Origin of the sequence: Rhizobium leguminosarum (assembly GCF_001679785.1) — a bacterium.
GTDB lineage: Bacteria > Pseudomonadota > Alphaproteobacteria > Rhizobiales > Rhizobiaceae > Rhizobium > Rhizobium leguminosarum_R.
Window position 1 is genome coordinate 4,599,829 of the sequence record NZ_CP016286.1, and the last position, 22,143, is coordinate 4,621,971.

General features: G+C 61.6%; 20 protein-coding genes. 5 read left to right on the forward strand and 15 right to left on the reverse strand.

Annotation, left to right across the window (positions count from 1 at the left end):
- Nucleotides 1-39: 39 nt before the first annotated feature.
- Nucleotides 40-948, reverse strand: coding sequence for an ABC transporter substrate-binding protein (gene osmF / locus BA011_RS22395; RefSeq protein ID WP_065282062.1), 909 nt, complete (start codon nt 946-948; stop codon nt 40-42).
- Between the two features lie 521 nt (nt 949-1,469).
- Between osmF and BA011_RS22400 the strand changes: the two genes are divergently transcribed.
- Nucleotides 1,470-2,717 carry a LysR family transcriptional regulator gene (locus tag BA011_RS22400; protein WP_065282063.1) on the forward strand — a complete coding sequence of 416 codons (1,248 nt, stop codon included), beginning with the start codon at nt 1,470-1,472 and terminating at the stop codon, nt 2,715-2,717.
- The gene (locus BA011_RS22405; protein ID WP_065282064.1) at nt 2,714-3,439 is read left to right on the forward strand and encodes a copper homeostasis protein CutC; all 726 of its coding nucleotides are present in this window, start codon (nt 2,714-2,716) and stop codon (nt 3,437-3,439) included. The genes BA011_RS22400 and BA011_RS22405 overlap by 4 nt, the downstream gene beginning before the upstream one ends.
- Before the next feature lie 138 nt (nt 3,440-3,577).
- On the opposite strand, the gene BA011_RS22410 is transcribed toward BA011_RS22405, so the two are convergent.
- Complete coding sequence (locus BA011_RS22410; protein ID WP_065280768.1) at nt 3,578-4,564, reverse strand: IS110 family transposase; 987 nt, start codon at nt 4,562-4,564, stop codon at nt 3,578-3,580.
- A 292-nt stretch (nt 4,565-4,856) separates the two neighbouring features.
- On the opposite strand from BA011_RS22410, the gene BA011_RS22415 reads away from it, so the two are divergent.
- Nucleotides 4,857-6,053 carry an IS256 family transposase gene (locus BA011_RS22415; RefSeq protein WP_065278964.1) on the forward strand — a complete coding sequence of 399 codons (1,197 nt, stop codon included), beginning with the start codon at nt 4,857-4,859 and terminating at the stop codon, nt 6,051-6,053.
- Between the two features lie 301 nt (nt 6,054-6,354).
- Here the strand turns inward: BA011_RS22415 and BA011_RS22420 are convergent, their stop codons facing one another.
- The 7 genes from BA011_RS22420 to BA011_RS22450 all read right to left on the reverse strand — a co-directional run bounded on the left by BA011_RS22420 (nt 6,355) and on the right by BA011_RS22450 (nt 14,369).
- Complete coding sequence (locus BA011_RS22420) at nt 6,355-7,374, reverse strand: zinc-binding alcohol dehydrogenase family protein (protein ID WP_065282065.1); 1,020 nt, start codon at nt 7,372-7,374, stop codon at nt 6,355-6,357.
- A gap of 63 nt (nt 7,375-7,437) precedes the next feature.
- Nucleotides 7,438-8,412 (reverse strand): ABC transporter permease, encoded by a 975-nt coding sequence (locus tag BA011_RS22425; protein ID WP_025393012.1) that lies wholly within the window; start codon nt 8,410-8,412, stop codon nt 7,438-7,440.
- A 27-nt stretch (nt 8,413-8,439) separates the two neighbouring features.
- Nucleotides 8,440-9,993, reverse strand: coding sequence for a sugar ABC transporter ATP-binding protein (locus BA011_RS22430; protein ID WP_065282066.1), 1,554 nt, complete (start codon nt 9,991-9,993; stop codon nt 8,440-8,442).
- A 108-nt stretch (nt 9,994-10,101) separates the two neighbouring features.
- Nucleotides 10,102-11,091, reverse strand: coding sequence for an ABC transporter substrate-binding protein (locus tag BA011_RS22435; protein WP_017958826.1), 990 nt, complete (start codon nt 11,089-11,091; stop codon nt 10,102-10,104).
- Between the two features lie 208 nt (nt 11,092-11,299).
- Nucleotides 11,300-11,746, reverse strand: coding sequence for an RbsD/FucU family protein (locus BA011_RS22440; RefSeq protein WP_065282067.1), 447 nt, complete (start codon nt 11,744-11,746; stop codon nt 11,300-11,302).
- A gap of 9 nt (nt 11,747-11,755) precedes the next feature.
- Nucleotides 11,756-12,775: an aldo/keto reductase gene (locus tag BA011_RS22445; protein ID WP_065282068.1), complete on the reverse strand. Its 1,020-nt coding sequence runs from the start codon at nt 12,773-12,775 to the stop codon at nt 11,756-11,758.
- A 91-nt stretch (nt 12,776-12,866) separates the two neighbouring features.
- On the reverse strand, nt 12,867-14,369 hold the full coding sequence (locus BA011_RS22450; protein ID WP_065282069.1) for a UxaA family hydrolase: 1,503 nt from the start codon (nt 14,367-14,369) through the stop codon (nt 12,867-12,869).
- Nucleotides 14,370-14,709: 340 nt separating this feature from the next.
- Here BA011_RS22450 and BA011_RS22455 point away from each other — a divergent pair, with 340 nt between their 5' ends.
- Nucleotides 14,710-15,609: a GntR family transcriptional regulator gene (locus BA011_RS22455; protein WP_065282630.1), complete on the forward strand. Its 900-nt coding sequence runs from the start codon at nt 14,710-14,712 to the stop codon at nt 15,607-15,609.
- A 59-nt stretch (nt 15,610-15,668) separates the two neighbouring features.
- Here the strand turns inward: BA011_RS22455 and BA011_RS22460 are convergent, their stop codons facing one another.
- Both BA011_RS22460 and BA011_RS45175 read right to left on the reverse strand, forming a co-directional pair.
- Complete coding sequence (locus tag BA011_RS22460) at nt 15,669-16,145, reverse strand: nucleoside deaminase (RefSeq protein WP_065282070.1); 477 nt, start codon at nt 16,143-16,145, stop codon at nt 15,669-15,671.
- Nucleotides 16,146-16,210: 65 nt separating this feature from the next.
- A complete protein-coding gene (locus BA011_RS45175; RefSeq protein ID WP_151343551.1) occupies nt 16,211-16,405 on the reverse strand; it encodes a hypothetical protein in 195 nt (64 codons plus the stop codon).
- Nucleotides 16,406-16,612: 207 nt separating this feature from the next.
- Here BA011_RS45175 and BA011_RS22465 point away from each other — a divergent pair, with 207 nt between their 5' ends.
- Nucleotides 16,613-18,622 carry an ABC transporter ATP-binding protein/permease gene (locus tag BA011_RS22465; RefSeq protein ID WP_065282071.1) on the forward strand — a complete coding sequence of 670 codons (2,010 nt, stop codon included), beginning with the start codon at nt 16,613-16,615 and terminating at the stop codon, nt 18,620-18,622.
- A 28-nt stretch (nt 18,623-18,650) separates the two neighbouring features.
- On the opposite strand, the gene BA011_RS22470 is transcribed toward BA011_RS22465, so the two are convergent.
- The 4 genes from BA011_RS22470 to BA011_RS22485 form a co-directional block, all read right to left on the reverse strand.
- The gene (locus BA011_RS22470) at nt 18,651-19,031 is read right to left on the reverse strand and encodes a GFA family protein (RefSeq protein WP_065282072.1); all 381 of its coding nucleotides are present in this window, start codon (nt 19,029-19,031) and stop codon (nt 18,651-18,653) included.
- A gap of 55 nt (nt 19,032-19,086) precedes the next feature.
- Complete coding sequence (locus BA011_RS22475; protein WP_065282073.1) at nt 19,087-20,577, reverse strand: MDR family MFS transporter; 1,491 nt, start codon at nt 20,575-20,577, stop codon at nt 19,087-19,089.
- A gap of 259 nt (nt 20,578-20,836) precedes the next feature.
- Nucleotides 20,837-21,208: a hypothetical protein gene (locus tag BA011_RS22480; RefSeq protein WP_065282074.1), complete on the reverse strand. Its 372-nt coding sequence runs from the start codon at nt 21,206-21,208 to the stop codon at nt 20,837-20,839.
- Nucleotides 21,209-21,718: 510 nt separating this feature from the next.
- Nucleotides 21,719-22,138: a GNAT family N-acetyltransferase gene (locus BA011_RS22485; RefSeq protein ID WP_151343509.1), complete on the reverse strand. Its 420-nt coding sequence runs from the start codon at nt 22,136-22,138 to the stop codon at nt 21,719-21,721.
- Nucleotides 22,139-22,143 lie beyond the last annotated feature (5 nt).

Genomic DNA, 22,143 nt, shown 5'->3' on the forward strand with positions numbered 1-22,143 from the left:
AAGAAAGCTCCGCCCGTAATCGGGCGGAGCGGGCAATGACTACTTCAGGAAACCCTTTTCCTTGAGATAGGCTTCGGCAACGGACTTTGCCGGCTCGCCGTCGACCTGGATCTTGGCGTTGAGCTTGCGCAACTCGTCGGCGGTCAGGCTCTTAAAGATCGGCGACAGCACTTCCTCGATCTTCGGATTAGCCTTCAACACCTCTTCGCGGATGATCGGCGTCGGAGCATAGACCTGCTGCACATTCTTGTCGTCTTCGAGAACGGTCAGTTCGGCCGCTTCGATGGCGCCGTCGGTGCCGTAGACCATGGCGGTGTTGACGCCGTTCGTCTGGTCGGCGGCCGCCTTGATCGTCGCCGCTGTGTCGCCGCCGGAAAGCACGACCATCTGGTCGGGCTTCAGCTGAAAGCCGTAGGTCGTCTGGAAAGCGGGAAGCGCGCCGGCCGAATTGACGAATTCGGCGGAGGCGGCAAGCTTGGCGGCACCGCCGCCGGCAATCCATTTGCCGAAGTCGGTGAGGCTCTTCAAGTTGTTCGGGCCGGCGACGTCGCTGCGCACGGCAAGCGCCCAGGTGTTATTAGCCGGTGACGGCGTCAGCCAGACGATCTTGTTGGCGTCGTAATCGAGCTTCTTCGCCAGCTCATAGCCCTGGTCGATGTTCTTCCAGGCGGCATCATCGGCCTTGTTGAAGAAGAAGCCGGCATTGCCGGTATATTCGGGATAGATATCGATTTCGCCGGCGGTGATCGCCTTGCGCACGACCGGTGTAGCGCCAAGCGCGATGCGGTCCTGCGTCTTGATGCCGTTCGCTTCAAGAGCGAGCGCAATGACGTTGCCGAGCAGCGTGCCTTCCGTGTCGATCTTCGACGAGACGACGACGTCGGCGGCATGGGCCGCACCCGCCGCGAAGGCGGAGAGCGAAACGGCAAGTGCGAGTTTCTTCAGCATGGAAAGTCCCCTTTTTCAAAAACCGTTGACCTACAGCGCCGCACGTCTTTCGGACGTGCAAGGACGTTGTAGCACTTTGAATTGCTGCATAATTTTATCTTAAATCGAGCCCGATTTAAGGAATTATGCAGTGGCCCAAGCCCCGGGCGGGAGGCCTGCGCATAGGAAATCCGCCGGCAAAGGCGGCCAAGCCGCCATCATGCCGGAATTGCGTGCGTGATGGAAATAGCGTGCATGCCCGAAAAATCGATGCAAGCCCCCTCCAGTATTTGCGGTCGCGGCACGATTATGGCGGCGAATGCACCTCCGCGCGCGGAAACGCATTCCCTTTTCCAAGGCCGGCGCGATTTGTTTTTGTCCCCTTGCGTGTTTCCACGATATTCCCCGGCTCTATTGCGGATTCCCGCCGGCCGGATTTTTCTATGATCGAACGATAGCCCGCCTCTCCGGAGGCAGGGATATCTTTTTTCCTGAACACATCATATCGTCCGGTTTTTCCAGCGCTTTCCGGAGGCGGCCGTTTGCATCTTGGTGCCCTGTTCATCGCAAGCCATGTCCTGACCTCCGGTTCGGTCCGCGAGACCGCGCGGCGCTTCCAGCTGTCGCCCTCCACCGTCTCGACGGCAATCCATAATCTCGAGACCGAACTGGCGATGACGCTGACGGAACGCGCCTCCGGCGAGCTGGCGACGCTGATTGCGAGCGGCAGGGTGCTGGAAGGCCTGGAGCCGATCATGGCTGCGATCGGCGAGCTCGGCCAATGGGCCGGTCACGACGGCGCCGGCGCTGAGATCGACGAGGCCTGGACATCCCGCATTCCCGTCAAGATCGTCACGATGGAGCGTTTTCTCGAAGTTGCCGACCAGGGCAGCATCAACCGGGCCGCCCGCCGCCTTCGCCTCGGTCAGCCGCAGCTTTCGCTTCAGCTTGCCAATCTTGAGAAATTTCTGAGGCACCGCCTGTTCGAGCGGCAGGCGCAGGGATCGGTGCTGACGGAGGAGGGCAGGCGCGCCTACCAGATCTTCATGGCGATCAGCCAGGCGTGGAACGATCTCAAATCGTCGGCCGACGAGCGTTATCGGCGCACCGCTCGGTCGCTGCGCATCGGTTCGATCATCCCGACCGGATCGGAAAGCTGGGTGGCGCGCTGCCTGGGCTCGCTCGTGTCGGAATGGAATATACGCCGCAACAACAATGCGATCTCGCTGGTCTCGATGACCGCCGACGATTTGCGCGAGGCGCTGAAGAGCGGCCGCATCGATGTCGCGATCCTGGATTCGGTCTTCGGGCTGGAAAGCTTCCGGCATCGCGAACTGCTGCAGACCGAGATGGTGGTGATCGCGCCGCTTGACAGTACCGAGACCAGCGTCGCCGATCTCGTCGCCGGCCACCCGATCTGCATGCCGAGCCCGCGCACAGGCCTCGGCCACGCCGCCATGGCCTTCAGCTACGAACGCGCGCCCAACCGGCGCCTGCGCGGCCAGGATATCACCGCGGCGGATTCGCTGCCCGTCATCGTCGACCTCGTCGCCAATCACGGCTACGTCTCCTTCCTCGGCCGGGTCAGCGCCATGCCGATTGCCGACAAGGTGCGTATCGTCGATCTCGACGAGCATCTGCCGATGTCCTATCACGTCGCCTTCAACCATCGCAAAGCCGCCGCCGATGCCTGCACAATGATCATCGAGGCGGCGGCGAGAATTACGTCAGAACCCGTCGCGCGCACCATAACGCTGACGGACGCCGGAGCCAGGGAGACTGCAGCGTGACGATCTTGCTGGAAGTGTGCGTCGACAGCGCCGAAGGCCTTGCCGCCGCGATCGAGGGTGACGCCGGGCGCATCGAGCTCTGCTCGGCGCTGGAACTCGGTGGCCTGACGCCGGTGCCGAGCCTGATGCGGATCGCCGCCCGCGCACCCATTCCGGTCTACGCGATGATCCGCCCGCACGCCGGTCCGTTCATCTTCGACGGGGCAGATGAGGAGGCGATGATGATCGATATCGATGCCGTGCGCGCCGCTGGCCTCGCCGGTGTTGTCATCGGCGCCAACCGGCCGGATGGCACGCTCGACATGCCGTTGATCCACCGTTTGAAGGCGCATGCCGCAGGCCTCGGCTCGACGCTGCATCGCGCTTTCGATCTGGTGCCGGATGCCGACCAAGCGCTGGAACAGGCGATCGAGCTCGGCTGCGAACGTATCCTGACCTCCGGCTGCGCGCTGAAGGCGCTGGATGGTATCGAAACGCTGAAGCGCATTTCGGCAAAGGCCGCCGGCCGGATCGCCATCATGCCCGGCAGCGGCATCCGCCCCGCCAACGTCGGCGAGATATTGAAGGCGACCGGCGCCCACGAGGTCCACGGTTCCTGCAGTTCGCCGTTCGAGAGCGCCGATCCGCGCGCGGTCGCCTTCGGCTTCGAGGCGAAAAGCACGAACAAGACGGATGTCGCGATTGTCCGGCAGATGCGCAGGGCGATTGAGGTGGCGGGTTAGCCCGACTGCGGGAGAAGGGATATGCCGCAACATCTCGATTCCCTCTTCTCCCCAGCGGGGGTCCGAAGGACGGGTTGAGACCGGCGGCTCAACCCAGGCAAGGGTGCCCGCAGGGCGGATGAGCATCTGTGTTTGGTGTCAAGGTGGATTTGGTGTCCAGATGCGGTTTTTGGTGATGAGGGTATTTGCGAGCACGATGAGCTTTCGCATGACGGCGACGAGGACGACCTTATTGGGTTTTCCGGCCTTCTTCAGTCTTTCGGCGAAGTGTGCGAGGTCCGGGTTGTGACGGGAGGCGGACAGGGCGGCCATGTAGATGGCGTTCCTGGGTGCGGGGCGTCCGCCCCTGATGGCGCGATGTCCGGCCCGCTCGCCGCTTTCGCAGGCGAGCGGCGCAAGGCCAGCCAGCATGGCGGCCTGCTTGCCGGAGCAGGCGCCAAGTTCGCAAAGGCCAGCGATCAGGCTTGCGGCGGTGACGGCTCCGATGCCGGGAATGGAGATGAGGATGTCGAGGCGGCGGCGCATCTCGGGCTCGGCGCCGATGCTCCGCTGGATTTCGGCATCCAGTCTTGCGATATGGGTGTCGAGCGCGGCAAGCCGGCGCGTCAGTTCCTTGCGCAGGAAGGCGGTCACGGCCGTCTTCATCCGGTTGGACAGGGCGGTGCGTTCACCGTTGGCCGCAGATCGGGCATTGACCAGTTCCTGCAGGGCTTCCAGGGCTTGGTCCTGCGGTGGGGTCTGTGCGGGCTTGAGGGCTTCTCCCATGATGGCCAAAAGCCGCGCATCGAGCCGATCGGTCTTGGCGAGAAAGCCGCAAGCTTTGGCAAACAGCCGGGCGCGCAGCGGATCGACGACCGACACGTAAAAGCCATCGGCATGCAGCGAGCGCTGGACGGCGCGATGCCACTTGCCGGTCGCCTCCATGACAATATGCAGCGCCGAGCGCGGCATCTGACCAAGCGCATCGAGCTCCCGCTTGAGGCGGCGCAGGCCGGCCGTGTCGTTGGCCACCCGAAAACTGCGGCCGAGAGGATGCAGATGAATGTCCAGCCACTCTTTACAGACATCGATACCGACATAAACTGTCGCTATCGCGGTGCGTTCGGACGATACCTTGCCTTGCATACGGGACCTGCTCCCCACTATCTGTTCAGGACAAACGCGAAGGACGGGCGGACCAGGCTCATCCCCGGTTCAAGCCAAGGGGGTTACGGTCCCGCCCGTCCGACCTCTGGGGGATGGCCATCCCCCAGAGGTCGCACCCATCATCAATGGATGCAGTTTGAACATGCAAGGGGGCCGGCGAAGCCGGTCTTTTCAGGTAGTGTGCGGAAGGTTCTGCAAATTCACTGAGAGGGGCGGTCATGGCAGGCTGGTGATGTTCAACGTCACCTGATTCCCTGGAAGGAACGCCACCATGACCAAGACAGAAGATAAGACTGCTGTTGCTACCGTCAAAGACATTCTGCTTTCGAACCCCGATGGGCTGCACGGGGTGCTGCGCGCGGTGATGCAGGAGGTCCTTGAAGCCGAGATGGACGAGGCTTTGGGAGCCGCGAAAGGCGAACGCACGCCCGAGCGGCTCGGCTACCGCTCCGGCCATTACGGCCGCACGCTGATAACGCGGGTGGGCAAGTTGGAACTCAGGGTGCCGCAGGACCGCTCGGGACACTTCTCCACCGAGCTGTTCGAACGCTACCAGCGCTCGGAGCGGGCGCTGGTCGCCACGCTGGCCGAGATGTATGTGCAGGGGGTGTCGACGCGCAAGGTCAAGGCGATCACCGAAGAACTGTGCGGGCATGCGTTCTCGGCCTCATCGATCTCGGCGATCAACAAGCGGCTCGATGAAAGCCTAAAGGCCTTTGCCTGCCGCCCGCTTCAAGAGCCCTTTCCCTATCTCATCCTCGATGCCCGTTATGAGAAGGTCAGAGAGGGCGGCGTCGTCAGGAGCCAGGCGGTGCTGATCGCCGTCGGCATCGACTGGGACGGCCGGCGGCAAATCCTGTCCGTCGAGATGGCCGGCCGCGAGAGCCGCTCGGCCTGGAAGGACTTCCTGTTGGGATTGAAAGCCCGCGGCCTCAAGGGTGTCGAGTTCGTCGTCTCCGACGATCATGCCGGCCTCGTCGCGGCGATCGGCGAAGTCATTCCGGAAGCCGCCTGGCAGCGCTGCTATGTGCACTTCCTGCGCAATGCGCTCGACCATCTGCCACGCAAGCACGGCGACGATTGCCTGCAGGAACTGCGATGGATCTACGACCGGCGCGATCTCGCCGAGGCGAAAACCGATCTTTCCGCCTGGCTTGGCAAATGGTCGGGAAAATATCCACGGCTGACCGGCTGGGTCGAGGAAGCCATCGAGCAGACGCTCACTTTCTTCCGGCTACCGCGCACTCACCACAAGCATCTCAAGAGCACCAACATGCTCGAGCGCCTCAACGAGGAAATCCGTCGTAGAACCTACGTCGTGCGCATCTTTCCCAACACCGAAAGCTGCCTGCGCCTGGTCAGGGCGCTTGCCGTCGAAACCCACGAAAACTGGATGGAGGCCAATCGATACATCAACATGGACGATCTCAGAGAGCATAAGAAACTCGCTCTCCGCAATGCCGCATGACCAGTCTCATGACCGCCCTTTTTGCTGAACTTGACGCACATAACCTCTTTTCAACAACAGCCATACGGGCTTCGACCGCGCTGGTGTGGCGGGTTAGGATATCACAAGAGGGGTGTGCCGTGTGGCCCCCTCATCCGCCTGCCGGCACCTTCTCCCCGAGGGGAGAAGAGATTTGCCGCGCCCTCGCCGTTCCCCTCACGCTCTCGCATGGCACGCCCGGTGAGGGGCAGCCACAAGCGCGAACCGGACAGCCGTGCTCCTGAACAGAGCTCAGTTGCTTTTCACTGTTCCCGAAATTGCCCTAACCACCAATACTGATCACCGCCTTGATCAACCCATTCTTCTCATGCGCCCAGCGCGCGAGATCGCGCGGTGCATCGGCAAGCGTCGTGCGGTGGGTGATGAGTTTGTCCACCGGCACCAGCCCTTTGGCGATCGAATCCGCCACATGCTCGAAATCGACGCGGGTGGCGTTGCGGCTGCCGATCACCATCATCTCGCGCTTGTGGAATTCGGGATCGGAGAATCGGATATCGTCCTTGACGACGCTGACCAGCACCAGCGCGCCGCCATGGGCGACGAAGGAAAATGCCTTCTCCATCGAAGGCCCGTAGCCCGTCGCGTCGAAGACCACGTCGAAGCCGTCGCCATTGGTCTTGTCGCGAACGGCCTCCGTTGTCGCCTCGTTGGCAACGATACCGGAGGTGAAGCCGAAGCGATCCGACGCCATCTGCAGCCGCTCGGTGCTGGTATCGAGCAGCGTCACCTCATGGCCTGCGATGCGCGAGAAAATCGCCGCCCCAAGCCCGATCGGCCCGGCGCCGATGACGAGCGCCCGTGCGCCCGCACCGGTCATCGAGCGGCGCACCGCATGGGCGCCGATCGCCAGGAACTCGGTCGTCGCCGCCGCTTCGAGACTTAAGCCCTCGGCGGCATAGAGGTTCTCGGCCGGAACCGAAATCTCCTCGCAGAAGGCGCCGTCGGTATGGACGCCGAGCACCTTGATATTGGTGCAGCAATTCGGCTTGCCCTGGCGGCAGGCGATACACTGCCCGCAGGAGAGATAGGGATTGACGATGACGGGCGTGCCGACCGCGATAGTGACGTCGTCGCCCGCTTCCAGCACCGTCGCCGAGATCTCATGCCCCATCACCCGGGGATATTCGAGGAAGGGATGTTTGCCCTCGAAGATATGATAGTCGGTGCCGCAGATGCCGACATGGCTGACGGCAAGCCGCACCCAGCCGGCGGCGGGAGGCGCTGGCGAAGGACGCTCGACGATATCGAGCACGCCGGGCTCCCGGCAAAGAACTGCTTTCATGACGGATCTCGCATTCCTGGAATGGAGGAAGCCGGCTTGTTCAGGCCGGCTGCCTCTTGTCGCTCAATTGCTCCGGCGGCGGCGCAGCTGGTCGAAGAACACGATCACGATGATCAGCAGACCGGTGATGATACGCTGCCAGAAGGAGTTGACGTTCAGAAGGTTCGCGCCGTTGTTGATGGTGGCGAGAATGAAGGCGCCGATCAGCGGGCCGTGCACCGAGCCGACCGCGCCGAACAGGCTGGTGCCGCCGATGACGGAGGAGGCGATCGCCTGCAGTTCCCAGCCGTCGGCCTGTGTCGCATTGCCGATGGCGATGCGCGAGGCGAGCAGCACGCCGACGAAGGCGGCGAAGGAGGCCGAGAGGATATAGGCAAGATAGATCATGCCCTTGACGTTGACGCCGGAAAGGCGCGCCGCCTCGGCGTTCGAACCGACCGCGAAGAGATAGCGGCCCCAACGGCTCAGATGCAGGAAGATGAAGGATGGGACCGCCACCAGGATGACCATCCAGAACAGGCTCGGAATACTGAGCAAATCGGCGCGGGCGAAATTGCTGAACCCCTCATTGGTGATATTGATCGTAGAGCCGTTGGTGATCAGCAGGCCGATGCCGCGCAGCGATGTCAGGGTCGCCAGCGTGATGATGAACGGCGGCAGGCCCATATGCACGATGCCGAAGCCATGGAAGGCGCCGATCGCCACACCCATCAGCAGCGTCAGCGCGATCGCACCCCAGACCGGCACGCCCGCCTGCAGCAGCCAGGCAATGATGACGGTGCAGAACCCGACGATGGCGCCGACCGAAAGGTCGATGCCGGCGGTGATGATGACGAAGGTCTGGCCGAGCGCCAGGATTGCCGTCATCGCGCCTTGACGCAGCAGGTTGGAGATATTGAGCGGCGTCCAGAAGCTCGGGGTGACGACGCCAAGCACGATCCAGAGGAAGATCAGCAGGCCGATCAGCGTCAGGCCGAACAGGATGTTCATTTTCCGGCGCGGCGGCGGCGCGACGATTTCGGTGGGGGTGACAGTCATGAATTTTCTCCCTCTTATTCTTTTGGCTCAGACGCCGATCGCTTCGCTGAGCACTTCTTCATGCGTCGCCGCGTGATAATCATGGCTCGCGACGATTTTGCCGGCGCGGAAGACGTGCAGCCGGTCGGCCAGTTCGTAGACCTCGGGCAGGTAGGAGGAGATCAGGATGATACCGGCGCCGTCCTTCAGAAGCTGGGCGAACAGCCGGTAGATTTCCGCCTTGGTGCCGACGTCGACGCCGACGGTCGGCTCGTCGAAGATGAAAAGCCGGGCGCCATGGCTCAGCCACTTGCCGATGACGATCTTCTGCTGGTTGCCGCCCGACATGCTGGAGGCCGGAACGCGCCGGCTCGGCGTCTTGATGCTGAGATTGCGGATCTGCTGGTCGGCATTGGCCGATTCGCGCGCGTGATTGATCACCGGCCCGTGGCTAAGCCGCCCAAACACCGGCAGGTTGATGTTGAGGCCGATCGGCAGGTTGAGGCAAAGCCCCTGGTCGCGCCGGCTTTCCGGCGCCAGCGCAATGCCGAGTTCCATCGCCGTGCGTTCGTTGCGGATGTCGACACGTTTGCCCATCCATTCGACATCGCCCGATGTCGTCGGCTGGCGGCCGTAGAGCCCCAGCGCGAATTCGCTGCGTCCGGCGCCGATCAGGCCGTAGAGGCCGACGATCTGTCCCGCCTTGACGCTGAGCGACACATCTTCGAAGCCCGGGCCGGAGAGGCCGTTGACCGTGAGGATCGTCTCGCCGATCGCGATTTCTTCCTTGTGGTAGATCTGTTCGATCGAGCGGTTGATCATCAGCGAGATCAGTTCGGCATCGTTGGTCTCGCCGATCAGGCGCGTGCCGACATGCGTGCCGTCGCGCAGCACCGAGACACGGTCGGCAAGCTCGAACACTTCCTCCATGCGGTGGCTGATATAGACGATGGTGACGCCTTCGCCCTGCAGGCGGCGGATCAGCTTGAAGAGCTGCGCCGATTCCTGGCGGGTGAGATAGGCGGTGGGTTCATCGAAGATCAGGAATTGCGTGCCGCGCATCGCCGCGCGCGCGGTTGCCACCAGCTGCTGCTGGCCGATGGTCAGCTCGCTTAGCAGTGCACCCGCCGGCAGGCCGAAGCCGAGATCGTCGAGCACGGCCTGGGCCATCTTCTCCATTTGCTTCTTGCGCATCAGGCCATAGCGGTTGACCTCGTCGCCGAGGAAGAGATTGGCGGCGACCGTCAGGTGCCGGCAGAGCACGACTTCCTGGTGGACGGCGTTGATGCCGCGGGCGATCGCCTCGTTCGGCGTCGACAGTCCTACCGATTGGCCGCACCACAGCACTTCGCCGGCGGTGCGGGTGATGACGCCGGTCAGCAATTTGATGAGGGTGGATTTGCCGGCGCCGTTTTCGCCGACGATGGCGTGGATTTCGCCGGCAAGAAAGGTCAGCGTCGCTGGCTTCAGCGCCTGCACATGACCGTAATTCTTCTGCAGGCCCTTGAGTTCGAGGATAGGCGATCCGGCGGGAATTCGATTGGCTTCTTTCAGCGTCGCGCTGTCATCATGGCGATGACTGACCTCTTCCAGTCCGATCATGGGACCTCTCCTCCTTGTGTCGCGTCTGCTCTCCATCCCCCGCAAAACATAGCACGGATGGAAAAGGCCGCGCCGGTTTTTGAAGCCGGCGCGGCCTGTCTGTCGTTATTACTTGATCTTCGGGTTCAGCAGCGCGTCGATCTTCGGATCGGCCATATTCGCCTTGGTGACGAGGTTTGCGCCGGTGTCGACGTTCTCTTCGACCTTCTCGCCCTTGGAGACGGCAAGCGCGGTCTTCACGCCGTCATAACCCATGCGGTAGGGATCCTGAACCACCAGGCCGGCAATCGCGCCATCCTTGAGGAAGCCGACCGTCTTGTCGTCGCTGTCGAAGCCAATGACCTTGATCTTGTCGCCGAGCTTGTTTTCGGCGATCGCCTGGCCGACGCCCTGCGCCATGATCAGGTTCGAGGCGAAGATGCCGACGAGGTTCGGGTTTGCCGTGATCAGGTCGGTCATCATGTTCAGGCCGGTCGTTGCCTGGCCGTCGCCGTACTTGTCGGCAATGACCTTCAGGCCCGGATACTTGGTCTTCACCTGATCCAGGAAGCCTTCGCGGCGCTGTTCCAGCGAGCCGACGCCCGGAAGGTTGGTGAGGATGACGACTTCGCCCTCTTCCTTGCCGGTGGCGCCCTTGATAGCGGCGGCCAGACCATCAGCGGCGATGCGGCCGCCCTGAACGTTGTCGGTCGTCAGGAACGACTTGAACGCCTTGGAGTCAGCACCCGAGTCGATGCCGATGATCGGTACCGACTTGGCCGCTTCATCGATCGGCTTGCCGAGCGCCTTGAATTCGGTCGGCGAAATGACGATGGCCGCCGGCTTGCCGGCAACGGCGTTCTCAAGAATGCTGATCTGGCCGTTGACGTCGGATTCGGCCTGTGCGCCGAGTTCCGGCACGTTGACGCCGAGATCCTTGCCGGCCTTGCGGGCGCCGGCCAGAACGATCTGCCAGTAGAAGGACGTCGTGTCCTTGACGATGATCGGGATCGTCACGTCGGCTGCAAACGACGGTGCCGGCATCGCCGTGGCGATAACTGCGGCGCCCGCAAGCGCGGTAAAGGCGCGGCGGGACAGAAGGGATTTCACGAAACTCATAAGGGTTCTCCTCTCAGGGTGCGTTCTCCTCCAAATAAATCGACCGCTGAACGCAGGCGGACGATTTTTATCGATAAAAAACATTTGCCAGGTGAAGCTAGCCGAGGCGCAATCAAATTGCAAGAGCGTCAGACAGGCTTTTTTACTTCGTTAAACTCCCGCCAAGCAACTGATTTTATTCCAATACCACGATACCCTAAAATAGGGATCAGGCCATATCGACCTCGTGCGGATGGACGACGCCCTTTTTCAAAATCAGGTTCCCGTACAGTCGGAATTCCGTCGTCGCGACGATGTAGGTGGCCTTGCGCGCCATCGCGTAAAACGCAAAACGCTCGACCCGCGCGATGCGAAAATTGCCGGCGTGCTTGGAAACGATCTGCTGGAACTCGGTGCAGACCTCCGGCACCGCATCGGGATCGCCGACCACTTCCATCCGCCACGCCGCTTCCGGCACGAATGTATCGAGTGGCATATGCGTCAGGATGGCCTCGGCCATGTCAGTGGCGCTGACGCCGTCGGCGCGAATGACCGGCGGGCCCATTGAGCCTGAGGGAAAATTGGCGTCTGATATGACGATGTCGTCGCCATGTCCCATGGTCTTCAGCGCATGGAGCAGGTCGGGGCCAAGCAGCGGATGAATACCCTTGAGCATAATCTCTCCTCAGACTCGCACCGCTTCGGCGCCGAGCGGCGGCGCGACCAGCGTATAGGGTTCGAATTCGGCATAGATCTCGTCGGCAAGCCGCGGCTCGACGATTTCCATGTTGCGCGTCAGGCTCGAAGGCTTGGCTGTACCGATCAGCACCGATGCGACGATCGTCTCGCGCAGCGGAAACTGCAGGGCGGGAGCAGCCAGCTGCACGCCGTGGCTTTTGGCGATCGCCTCCATCGCGCCGACCTTGGCAAGCACGTCGTCATCAGCCGGCATATAGTCGAAATGCGAACCCGGAACCGGGCCGGTGGCGAGAATGCCGGAGTTGAAAACGCCACCGACGACAAGCGAGGTGCCTTTCTCTCGGCAAAGCGGCAGCAGTTCTGCAACGGCCGAGCGGTCGAGCAGGGTGTAGCGGCCGGCAAGCAGAATGCAGTCGAGATCGGAATGGCGCATGACGTCGAGGCAGACCGGTACTTCGTTGACGCCGAGGCCGAAGGCGGAGATCGCGCCAGACGACTTGAGTTTCTCCAGCGCCTTCACGCCGGAATCGAGAAACTGCTTCTGGTGGACCGCATTCTTCGCCGCGCCGTGTGTGTAGACGCCGAGATCGTGCACATAGAGGATATCGATGCGGTTGAGGCCGAGGCGGGCATAGCTGAACTCGACCGAGCGCATGATGCCGTCATAGGAATAGTCGTAATCGGCATCGAAGGAGAGCGGGTCGACATAGCTGTAATCAGGCACGGTGCCGGTCGGCACCGGCCGAAGCAGCCGGCCGACCTTGGTGGAAAGCACGTAAGAGCCGTCCGGCTGGTCGCGCAGGAAATCGCCGACCCGCCGTTCGGCAAGGCCGAGCCCGTACCAGGGCGCCACGTCGAAATAGCGGATGCCGCTGCCCCAGGCCGCCTGCAGCGTGTCCATCGCCTGCTCGCGCGGGCAGGCGCGGTAGAGACCGCCGAGAGCGGCTGCGCCGAAACTGATTTCGGTCACCTCCAGCTTGGTCTTGCCGATCCGTCTCGTCTTCATCATTCCTCCTTACGAAGAAGCTGAACTATCTCGAGCAATCCCAGGAAAAGTGTGAAGCGGTTTTCCGTCCGGGATTGCGTAAAAAGAAAGACTACAGCGTTGCACCGAGATGCCAGGGCACGAATTCATTGTCGCCGTAGCCGAAGAGCTCGCTCTTGGTCTTCTTGCCCGAGGCGGTATCGACGATGAGGTCGAAGATCTCGCGGCCCTTGCCGCTGATCGTCGCGTCGCCGGTGGCGATCGTGCCGCAATCGATGTCCATATCCTCTTCCATCGAGGCATAGAGCGCCGAATTGCTGGAAAGCTTCAGCGATGGCGCCGGCCGACAGCCGAAGCAGCTGCCGCGGCCTGTGGTAAAGGCGATCATGTTTGCTCCGCCCGCCACTTGGCCGGTCGCCGAGACCGGGTCGTAGCCGGGTGTGTCCATGAAGACGAGGCCGGGGGCCGTGACCCGCTCGGCATAACCATAGACCGCCGTCAGCGGCGAACGCCCGCCCTTGGCAACCGCGCCGAGCGACTTTTCGAGAATGGTCGTCAGCCCGCCGCGCTTGTTGCCGGGCGAGGGGTTGTTGTCGAGCGAGGCGCCGTGCAGGGCGACGTACTGCTCCCACCAGGCGATTTTGTCGTCGAGCTTCTTTGCCACCTCGTCGCTGACGGCGCGGCTGCGCAGCAGATGTTCGGCGCCATAGATTTCCGAGGTCTCCGAAAGGATCGCCGTGCCGCCGGCTGCCGCCAGCAGGTCGGCCGCGACCCCTAGCGCCGGATTGGCGGTGATGCCGGAAAAGCCGTCCGAGCCGCCGCATTGCAGGCCGATGATGATCTCCCCGACCGACATCGGTACGCGCTTTTCCTTGCCGACATCGGCGGCGATTTCGCGCAGCATGCCCATGGCGCGCTCGACCGCGCGGCGCGAACCGCCGGCATCCTGGATGTTGAAATGCCGCTTCGAGGCGCCTGCACCACTTTGGCCGTAAAGCGTCAGCTGATTGACCTCGCAGCCGAGGCCGATCATCAGCACGCCGCCGAAATTCACATGCCTTGTGTAGCCGGCGAGCGTCCGGTGTAGCACGTTCATGCCGTCGCCGGTCGAGCTCATGCCGCAGCCCTGGTCGTGCACGATCGGCACGAAACCGTCGATGCCCTCGTAATTCGGCAGGATCGTCCGGTTCGCCTCGTCGGCGATCGCCCGGCAGACCGTGGTGGAACAGTTCACGCTGGCGATGATGCCGATATAGTTGCGCGTTGCCGCCCGACCGTCGGCGCGGCGGTACCCCATGAAGGTGCGCCCGACGTCGTCGGCTGTCGCCGCTTCCGGCGCCGAATTGGCGGTCGCGGCCAGCCGGTCGTTTTCGAAATGCAGGTTGTGGCTGTGCACATGGTCGCCGGCCTTGACCTCGGCCGTCGTGCGGCCGATCGCCTGTCCATACTTCACCACCGGCGACCCGAGCGGAATATCCGCTATCGCCACCTTGTGACCGGGGTCGATCTTCTCACGGGTCTGAATGCCGGCAACCGTCGAACCCGGCGCGATTGCCGCCGTTGCGACCGCGACGTTGTCGCCGGCCGAAAGGATGATCCAAGGCAATTTATCCAATGTCGTCTCCCTAGAGCATGATGCCGAAAAGTGTCAGCGGTTTTCGGACGACATCATGCTCTAACTCTTTAATTTAGAACAGGATTCAGATTTTTAGGCCATCCCACCTAAAATCATCCTCTTCTAGCGAAACGCTCGCTGCATCGGCGAAAGCGCATTGATTTTGTTTTTTATCTACAATAAACATTTTCAAGTCAACGGGAATATTGATCCTGTGGACGAGGGAGGCAATGAGCCGCAGGCGACCGAAATTAAGCTAAAAGGTCGTTTGAACAAGCCCCGGTCCGTTCCGTCCTGCTTTGAAGCGGGCGACGGTCACGAGGGCGGAAAGCGGGGTCTGGTGGCAAGGCAGAATACGGTCTTCAAGGAAGCCTATAACAGGTATGCCGTAGCCCTGCGCACGGATACCGCACTGCCGTCGGAACCGGAGATCGCCGCCCAGCTCGGCGTCAGCCGCTCGACGGCGCGCGCCATCCTGACGCGGCTCAGTGAAGAAGGCATCATCCGCTGGAACAAACGCCAGAAGATCGTGCTGCGCCAGCCGACCGACCATGACCTCTTTCCTTCCGAAGAAACCGACTCCCTGCATGATATCATCGAGCGCAGCTTCATGCAGCGCATCCTTGCCGATGATGCAGCACCCGGCATGCAGATCAATGAATTGGAGCTTGCCCGCGAGATCGGGACCGGCACGACCAGCGTGCGCGAATTCCTGATCCGCTTCTCCCGCTTTGGCCTCATCGAGAAACGCCCGAACAGCCACTGGACGCTCAAAGGGTTCACCCGCGAATTCGCCCTCGAGCTTGCCGATGTGCGCGAAATGTTCGAGTTGCATTCCGCCGCCGAATTCGGCCGGCTTCCCAGGGATAGTCAGGGCTGGGCCGATCTTGCCGCCATCCGCGACGAACATCACGCCATGCTTGCCGACATCAACCAGCGCTTCAAGGATTTCTCCGTCCTCGACGAGCGCTTCCACTTGCTGATCCACCGCGCCTCGAAGAACCGCTTCATCGCCGATTTCTACGACGCCATCGCCATCGTCTTCCACTATCACTACCAGTGGAACAAGACCGCCGCCCGCCAGCGCAACGAGCGTGCCATCCACGAACATCTGGATTATATCGCAGCCCTGGAATCCGGCGACCAGGCGGCAATCGAAACCGCCTGCCGAGCGCATCTGCACTCCGCCCGCCAGACCCTGCTGCAATCCCTGCCGCAGGTCGCGACCGAAACCGCCTGAGCGGACGAGAGCAGGCACCGCGTCGGTGTGCCCGCCGGCAACATTTCGGACGAAAGAGCCTATGCCTTGCCGAGATGCTTCGGCCAGAATTCCTGATGGACTTCGGCGGCTTCGGCTTCGAGCTTCGGGTCCGGGCCAACCACAGTGACGATGCGTGCGCCGGTTTGCAACACCGCGCGGCTCGGCACGTTCAATCCGATCCCGGCGATCTCGCCAAGCCGCGTTTCGGAGCAGGCAAACACCATGCGTCCGATGCCCGACCAGTAGATCGCCCCGGAGCACATCGCGCAGGGTTCCGTGCTGGTGTAGAGCGTGCAGTCGGCGAGAAAAGCAGTGTCGTAGTGGCGTGCTGCCAGTTTGACCAGGTTCATCTCGGCGTGGTTGGTCATGTCGTGGCCGCTGAAGACGCTGTTTTCGGCGCGCAGGATGACTTCGCCGTCCTTCACCAGTAGCGAACCAAACGGTTCGTCGCCGTTTTCCATCGCGGATTTCGAGAGCGCAATCGCCTCGCGTAGAAACGGCTCGTGGTTTTCCATCGGATTTTCCCCTCCAGCTAGAGCGGGGTGATCTTGTCTTGCATCGAAGGGATTTCCAAGGCGCGCTAATAGCTGCACGGGCGATCATTGCCGAAACCATCTCGGCAAGCTGGTCTGAGAGAAAAGTCAGCGCTTCGAGATGTATACCCAACCGAACCCGTTTGCATTGAGTCATCGGAAGCCGTAGTGCAGGACGACGATGACATCGCGACCACGATGACTGCTGTCAAGGCTGCCAATAGTTTGCGAGTTTGAAGCATCTGGTCACCCCTCACTTGCCAAATTTTGTCGTGCAATTCCTGCGCAAATAGGGCTGGTGTAGCGTTTCGATAACTGTCGTGGCCGATCAAGATATCGTTATTCGTTGAAAATCCGTTAGCAGCTTCGCTGTACGTGTTTTCTCGACCAAAGCCACCTACGGCACCGGCCTCATGAAACATTTCGATGTGTAAGCCGTTATCGCGCTTATGGCCGACGCTAAACTCAATCCGACATCGGTCGACGGCACCGACGAACCGCACGGTGCCGAAAAGACGCGCCAGGAGAAGGCATCGACTGTCGAGGTCGTGCCGCCGCCAGATATCATTGAACCCGATCCGGAGTGGACGCCTGAGGAGGCCGAGCACGCGCGCAAGCGCTATTTGCTCAAGCGCTTCTGGATCACCGCGCGCCGTTTCTGGGGCCGTGGCGGTGACAAGCTCGCCTGGCCGTTGTCGATCGGGCTGCTTGCCATGATCTGCATGAATGTCGGCTTCCAGTATGGGATCAATCGCTGGAACCGCGCGATTTTCGACGCCATAGAGCGGCACGATGCCGGCACCGTCTATTACCTCAGCGGCGTGTTCGTGCCGCTCGTGCTTGGAACCGTCGCCCTTGTCACCACACAGGTCGCTGTTCGCATGATGATCCAGCGGCGCTGGCGTTCCTGGCTGGCGACAGCAGTCATCGCGCGCTGGCTGGCAAACGGCCGATACTATCAGCTGAACCTCATCGGCGGCGACCACAAGAACCCCGAGGCCCGCATCTCGGAGGATTTGAGGATCGCCACCGAAGCCCCCGTCGATTTTACCGCCGGTGTCATCGCGGCGTTCCTGTCGGCCTCGACCTTCATCGTGGTGCTGTGGACGATCGGCGGAGCCTTGACGCTGCCGATCGGAGGCTGGACCATCACCATTCCCGGCTTTCTCGTCGTCACCGCGGTCCTCTACGCCGCGATCACCTCCAGCGTGATCGCGGTGATCGGCCGCCATTTCGTGCAGGTCTCCGAGGTCAAGAACCAGGTAGAGGCCGAATTTCGCTACACGCTGACGCATGTGCGGGAAAACGGCGAGAGCATCGCGCTTCTCGGCGGCGAGGAGGAAGAGCGCAACGACCTCGACAAGACCTTCGGCAATGTGCTGCGGCAATGGGCGCTGCTTGCCCGCCAGCATATGCGCACGACGTTTGTGTCGCATGGGTCGATGCTGATTGCCCCTGTTGTGCCGCTCCTCCTTTGCGCCCCCAAATTTCTCGAAGGCAGCATGACGCTGGGCGAGGTCATGCAGGCAGCGTCAGCCTTCGCCATCGTCCAGACCGCCTTCGGCTGGTTGGTCGACAACTATCCGCGTCTTGCCGATTGGAACGCATGCGCGCGTCGCGTCGCGTCGCTGATGATGTCGCTCGACGGGCTGGAGCGTGCAGAACAGAGCGACTCGCTCGGGCGCATCAAGCATGGCCAAACCGAAAGTGAGGCGATGCTCAGCCTCAACGATCTCGCCGTGTCGCTTGACGATGGCACCGCGGTGGTCAAGGAAACCCGGGTCGAGATCCAGCCCGGCGAGCGGGTGCTTGTGTCAGGTGAATCCGGTTCGGGCAAGAGCACGCTGGTGCGGGCCATCTCCGGCCTTTGGCCGTGGGGTGGCGGGAGCGTCGATTTCCGCGCCGACAGGCGATTATTCATGTTGCCGCAACGATCTTATATTCCTTCGGGGACGCTTGGCCGTGCTGTCGCCTATCCCGGCGCCGCCGATAACTGGCCGCCGGATGAGATCAAGTCGGCCCTCGACAAGGTGGGACTGGATTATCTGAAAGATAAGATCGAGGAAGACGCGCCATGGGACCAGACCTTGTCGGGCGGCGAAAAGCAGCGGCTGGCCTTTGCCCGTCTCCTGCTGCATAAACCCGATATCATCGTGCTGGATGAAGCAACCTCGGCACTCGACGAGAAGAGCCAGGACAAGATGATGCAGATGGTGATCGATGAATTGCCTAATGTCACCATCATCAGCGTCGCGCATCGCGCTGAGCTGGAAACCTTCCATAGCCGCAAGATCACCTTGGAGCGCCGCCGGGGCGGCGCAAAGCTTGTCAGCGATATCGATCTCATCCCGCGCAAAAGAAAGGGGAACTTGCTATCACGCGTCTTGGAGAACCGCCGCTCCCTGCCGAAGGGTAGCACGACCTCGAACAAGGCGCCGCAGCCGCAGAATAGAAATTGAAGTCCGCTTGCGGGCGAGCAACCGCTGCCTATTGCGCATTCTGGGGCAGGTTGTCGGTGATGTCGTAGTAGTCGCCTTTGTCAGCGACAAAGATATGCATTTTCAATTTGGTTTCGGTCGGGCCATCAAATGCACCCATCGCGACAGCAATCCAGTCGTGATGAGGTGGGTCCCAAAACAGCGATGATCCACATACCCCGCAAAATCCACGCCTCACTTTTTCTGAGGATTGGTACCAAGTAACACTTTCACCTCCCTGGATCGCGATCTGACGCCTTGGCACGTCGGTTGAAGCGAAAAAGTGGCCGGATTGTTTTCGGCATTTGGAGCAATGGCACGCGTCCGGCGCTCGCAGATCGCCTTCGATTTCGAAAGTTATGGCGCCACACAGGCAGGATCCTTTGTGCATAAGCCTTCCTCTCATAAGCCCAGTTGACGCCCATTTTCGCTCTGCTTTTCGGCCCCTAATGCGAGGCTGCCTCGCTTGCGACAGCCGCCCCCTCGCGCTTTTGGCTAGGCCCGACCGGGATCAGCCAGGTGGTGAAGAAGGTCAGCACCGCGACGACGACCACGCCCCAGAAGCTCCAGTGCAGGGCCGCGTTGAAGATCGAGCGGATCGCCGGATCGGCGGCGAGCGCCGAGAGCCCGGTTGGCTGGTTCAGCGCCTCATGCAGGCCTGCCGCCGCCTCGCCGCTCGCATAGTGGTTGATGCCGGCATTGAGGATGGCGCCGAGCACGGTGGCGCCGAGGGTATTGCCGAGGCTGCGGGCAAAGATGATCGAGGCCGTGGCGCTGCCGCGCATCGACCATTCGACGCTGTCTTGCACCAGCACGATGCTGGTGAGGCTGATGAGGCCCATGCCGAAGCCCATGAAGAAGGAGCCGGCGCCGGCAACGATCGGCGAACTGTCAGGCGTCAGGAACAACAGGAAACAGGCGCCGAACGGAAACATCAGGCTGCCGACGCGCAGCGTGCGGCGGATGCCGAAGGCCTTGTAGAAGCGGCTGGAGAGCATCACCGCCAGGGGCCAGCCGACGACGAGCATGGTGAGCGTGAAGCCTGCGACAAGAGGCGAGCGGCCGAGCACGCCCTGCACATAGAGCGGCAGGATTGTCGAAAGCCCGATCAGCGCCATGCCGGCCAGCAGCGTCGCCGCATTGCTGGTCGCAATCAGCCTTCGGCTCCAGAGCGGGATCGAAATGATCGGCTCCGGCGCCCGCTTCTCCTGGGCGAGAAAGAGAAGGCCCGTGACCACGAAGACGGCGAAAAGCGAAAGCAGGATCCAGGCGCTGGCATCGGTTTCCGTCAGCATGACGAGCAGTGCCACGATCGAGATCGAAAACAGCACCGATCCGAGGTAATCGATCTTTGCCTGCTTGTGCGCCACGTCCTCCTTGAGGAAGACCATGAAGGCGATGATCGAGATGACGCCGATCGGCAGGTTGATCCAGAAGATCCAGGCCCAGGAGATATTGTCGACGATGATGCCGCCGGCAAGCGGCCCGACGACGGCCGAGGTCGCCCAGACAGTCGCCATCGCGCCCTGCACGCGGCCGCGCTCCTCCAGCTTGAAGAGATCGCCGATGATCGTCATCGTCACCGGCTGGATGGCGCCGGCGCCGAGCCCCTGCAGCAGCCGGAACAGCACCAGCGACATCATCGACCAGGCAAGCCCGCAGAGAGCCGAGCCGACCAGGAAGATCAGGATGCCGCCGATCAGCACCGGCTTGCGCCCAAAAATATCGGAAAGCTTGCCGTAGATAACAGTCGTCGTCGACTGCGCCAGTAGGAAGGCCGAAAACACCCAGCTGTAATAGGAAAAGCCGCCAAGCTCCCCGACGATGCGCGGCATCGCGGTCGCCACGATCGTCGCCTCGATCGCCACCATGAAGGTCGCCAGCATGATGGTGGCGACGATAAGCACGCGGTTCGAGCGTTGCGCTGCATTCGACATGACGATCCTCTTCGGGTGCTCCGCAGATGCCGGAAATATCGGCAGGCTGGCGAGATGTGGGGCGATGCGCCGCTTGCGGAGTGATGTGGCTCTTTTACGACCTCAAGCCCGGCCGGTAAAGCAGGCCGAGACCGGTTTCTGACGCCAGCCGTTGTTTTCGCGTGATGTCAGGGAAGTTTCGGCCGCAAGCGAAGGCCCGGCGCCATTCCGCTCCGGGCCTTCGCTTTGACAGCAGGTAAGGCGAACAATCACCTCATCCTCATTGCGGGCATGCCTCGCCCAGCGAGCCGGTATCCGCGCTGCCGCTGGTGCAACCCGGTGTCTGCTGCAGGTTGGGATTGACCCCGCCGGGGTTGATCGTGCTGCGGCCGCTGTTGAGATTGACGCCGCCAGTGCCGGTCGTGCTGCCGGAATCGGTGCCGACAGACCCGGTGCCCGTTGCACCGCCGCCGACAGAACCAGTGCCAGCTGACCCGGCCCCGGCAGAACCGGCGCCCGAACTCCCTGACCCGCCAATGATCGGCGCCACCGAAAGCCGCCCATTGGAATCCGCACCCCCGGCCGTCTGCGCCAGCGCCGGGCCGGCCAAGCCGATAGAAAGCAGCGATATCGCGATGAACTTGCAGGACATGATTTTCTCCATGCTTGTTGCCTCACGGGAGGAAACCGGCACGGGGTTGGCATTGTTCCTGTCGGGGTTGCGGTTTTCACGGTCGTTTGATTGGAACCGGGGAGACCGGTTTGCGGCCATTATATTCCATAAGTTCGCGTGCTGATTGCTTTCTTATCGGAGAAAGCTATCGTTGCCTTTCAATACTCAAGGTATCCATCTTTGCAGTTTCATCGCCATTTGCACGGCCAGCGAAGAGAGAAAACTCCTCGAAAGGTAGAAGCGGTCCACGCCAACGGGGCGAACCGAAAAGACTCTCGCGCGAAACCGCGCCTACAGGATTAAGGCTATCCAGGAATGCGAACTGCGCATCCAGTTGGCCGACCATTACGAAGCCGAAACCGCCCGTCTTCGGCAAGTTTCCGGGGCTGATGTTGCTCGTCCGCGGTTAAGGGCGCTGACGCATTCACGTCCCAGAGGAAGCCTCGCAAATTTTCGGAAACCGATGACGTCCGCACCTTCCGCATCAGGCTAGCCTGTGGTCTCGTTCAAGGAAGCTGCAATGTCCTTTGTCGGCAAAATGAGACGCCGCTCCATGTTCTTCGTCTCCTGAAAGCCGAATTTTTTATAAAAAGTGACAGCATCATCATCGAGAGCGTGGATTATCACGGCGCGAAAAGCGACTACCTGCGCGGCGGAAACCACACTCAGGAGCGCGTTTTTAAGGAGTACTTTGCCAAGGCCCCTACCTTGATGATCGGCATCAACCGCAAGTCGGGCTAAAACTGCAATCGGAATTTCGGTGGGAGATTTAGACCCCTTTACCGATCGGGAAACATCGTTTCGGTGTATCATACCTGCGCAAATCGAATGGTAACCTACCACTCTGAAGTTTTCGTCCGCAATTACAAATGTACGAGTATATCCCTGCTCCTGATTATATAAGGCCATTTCCT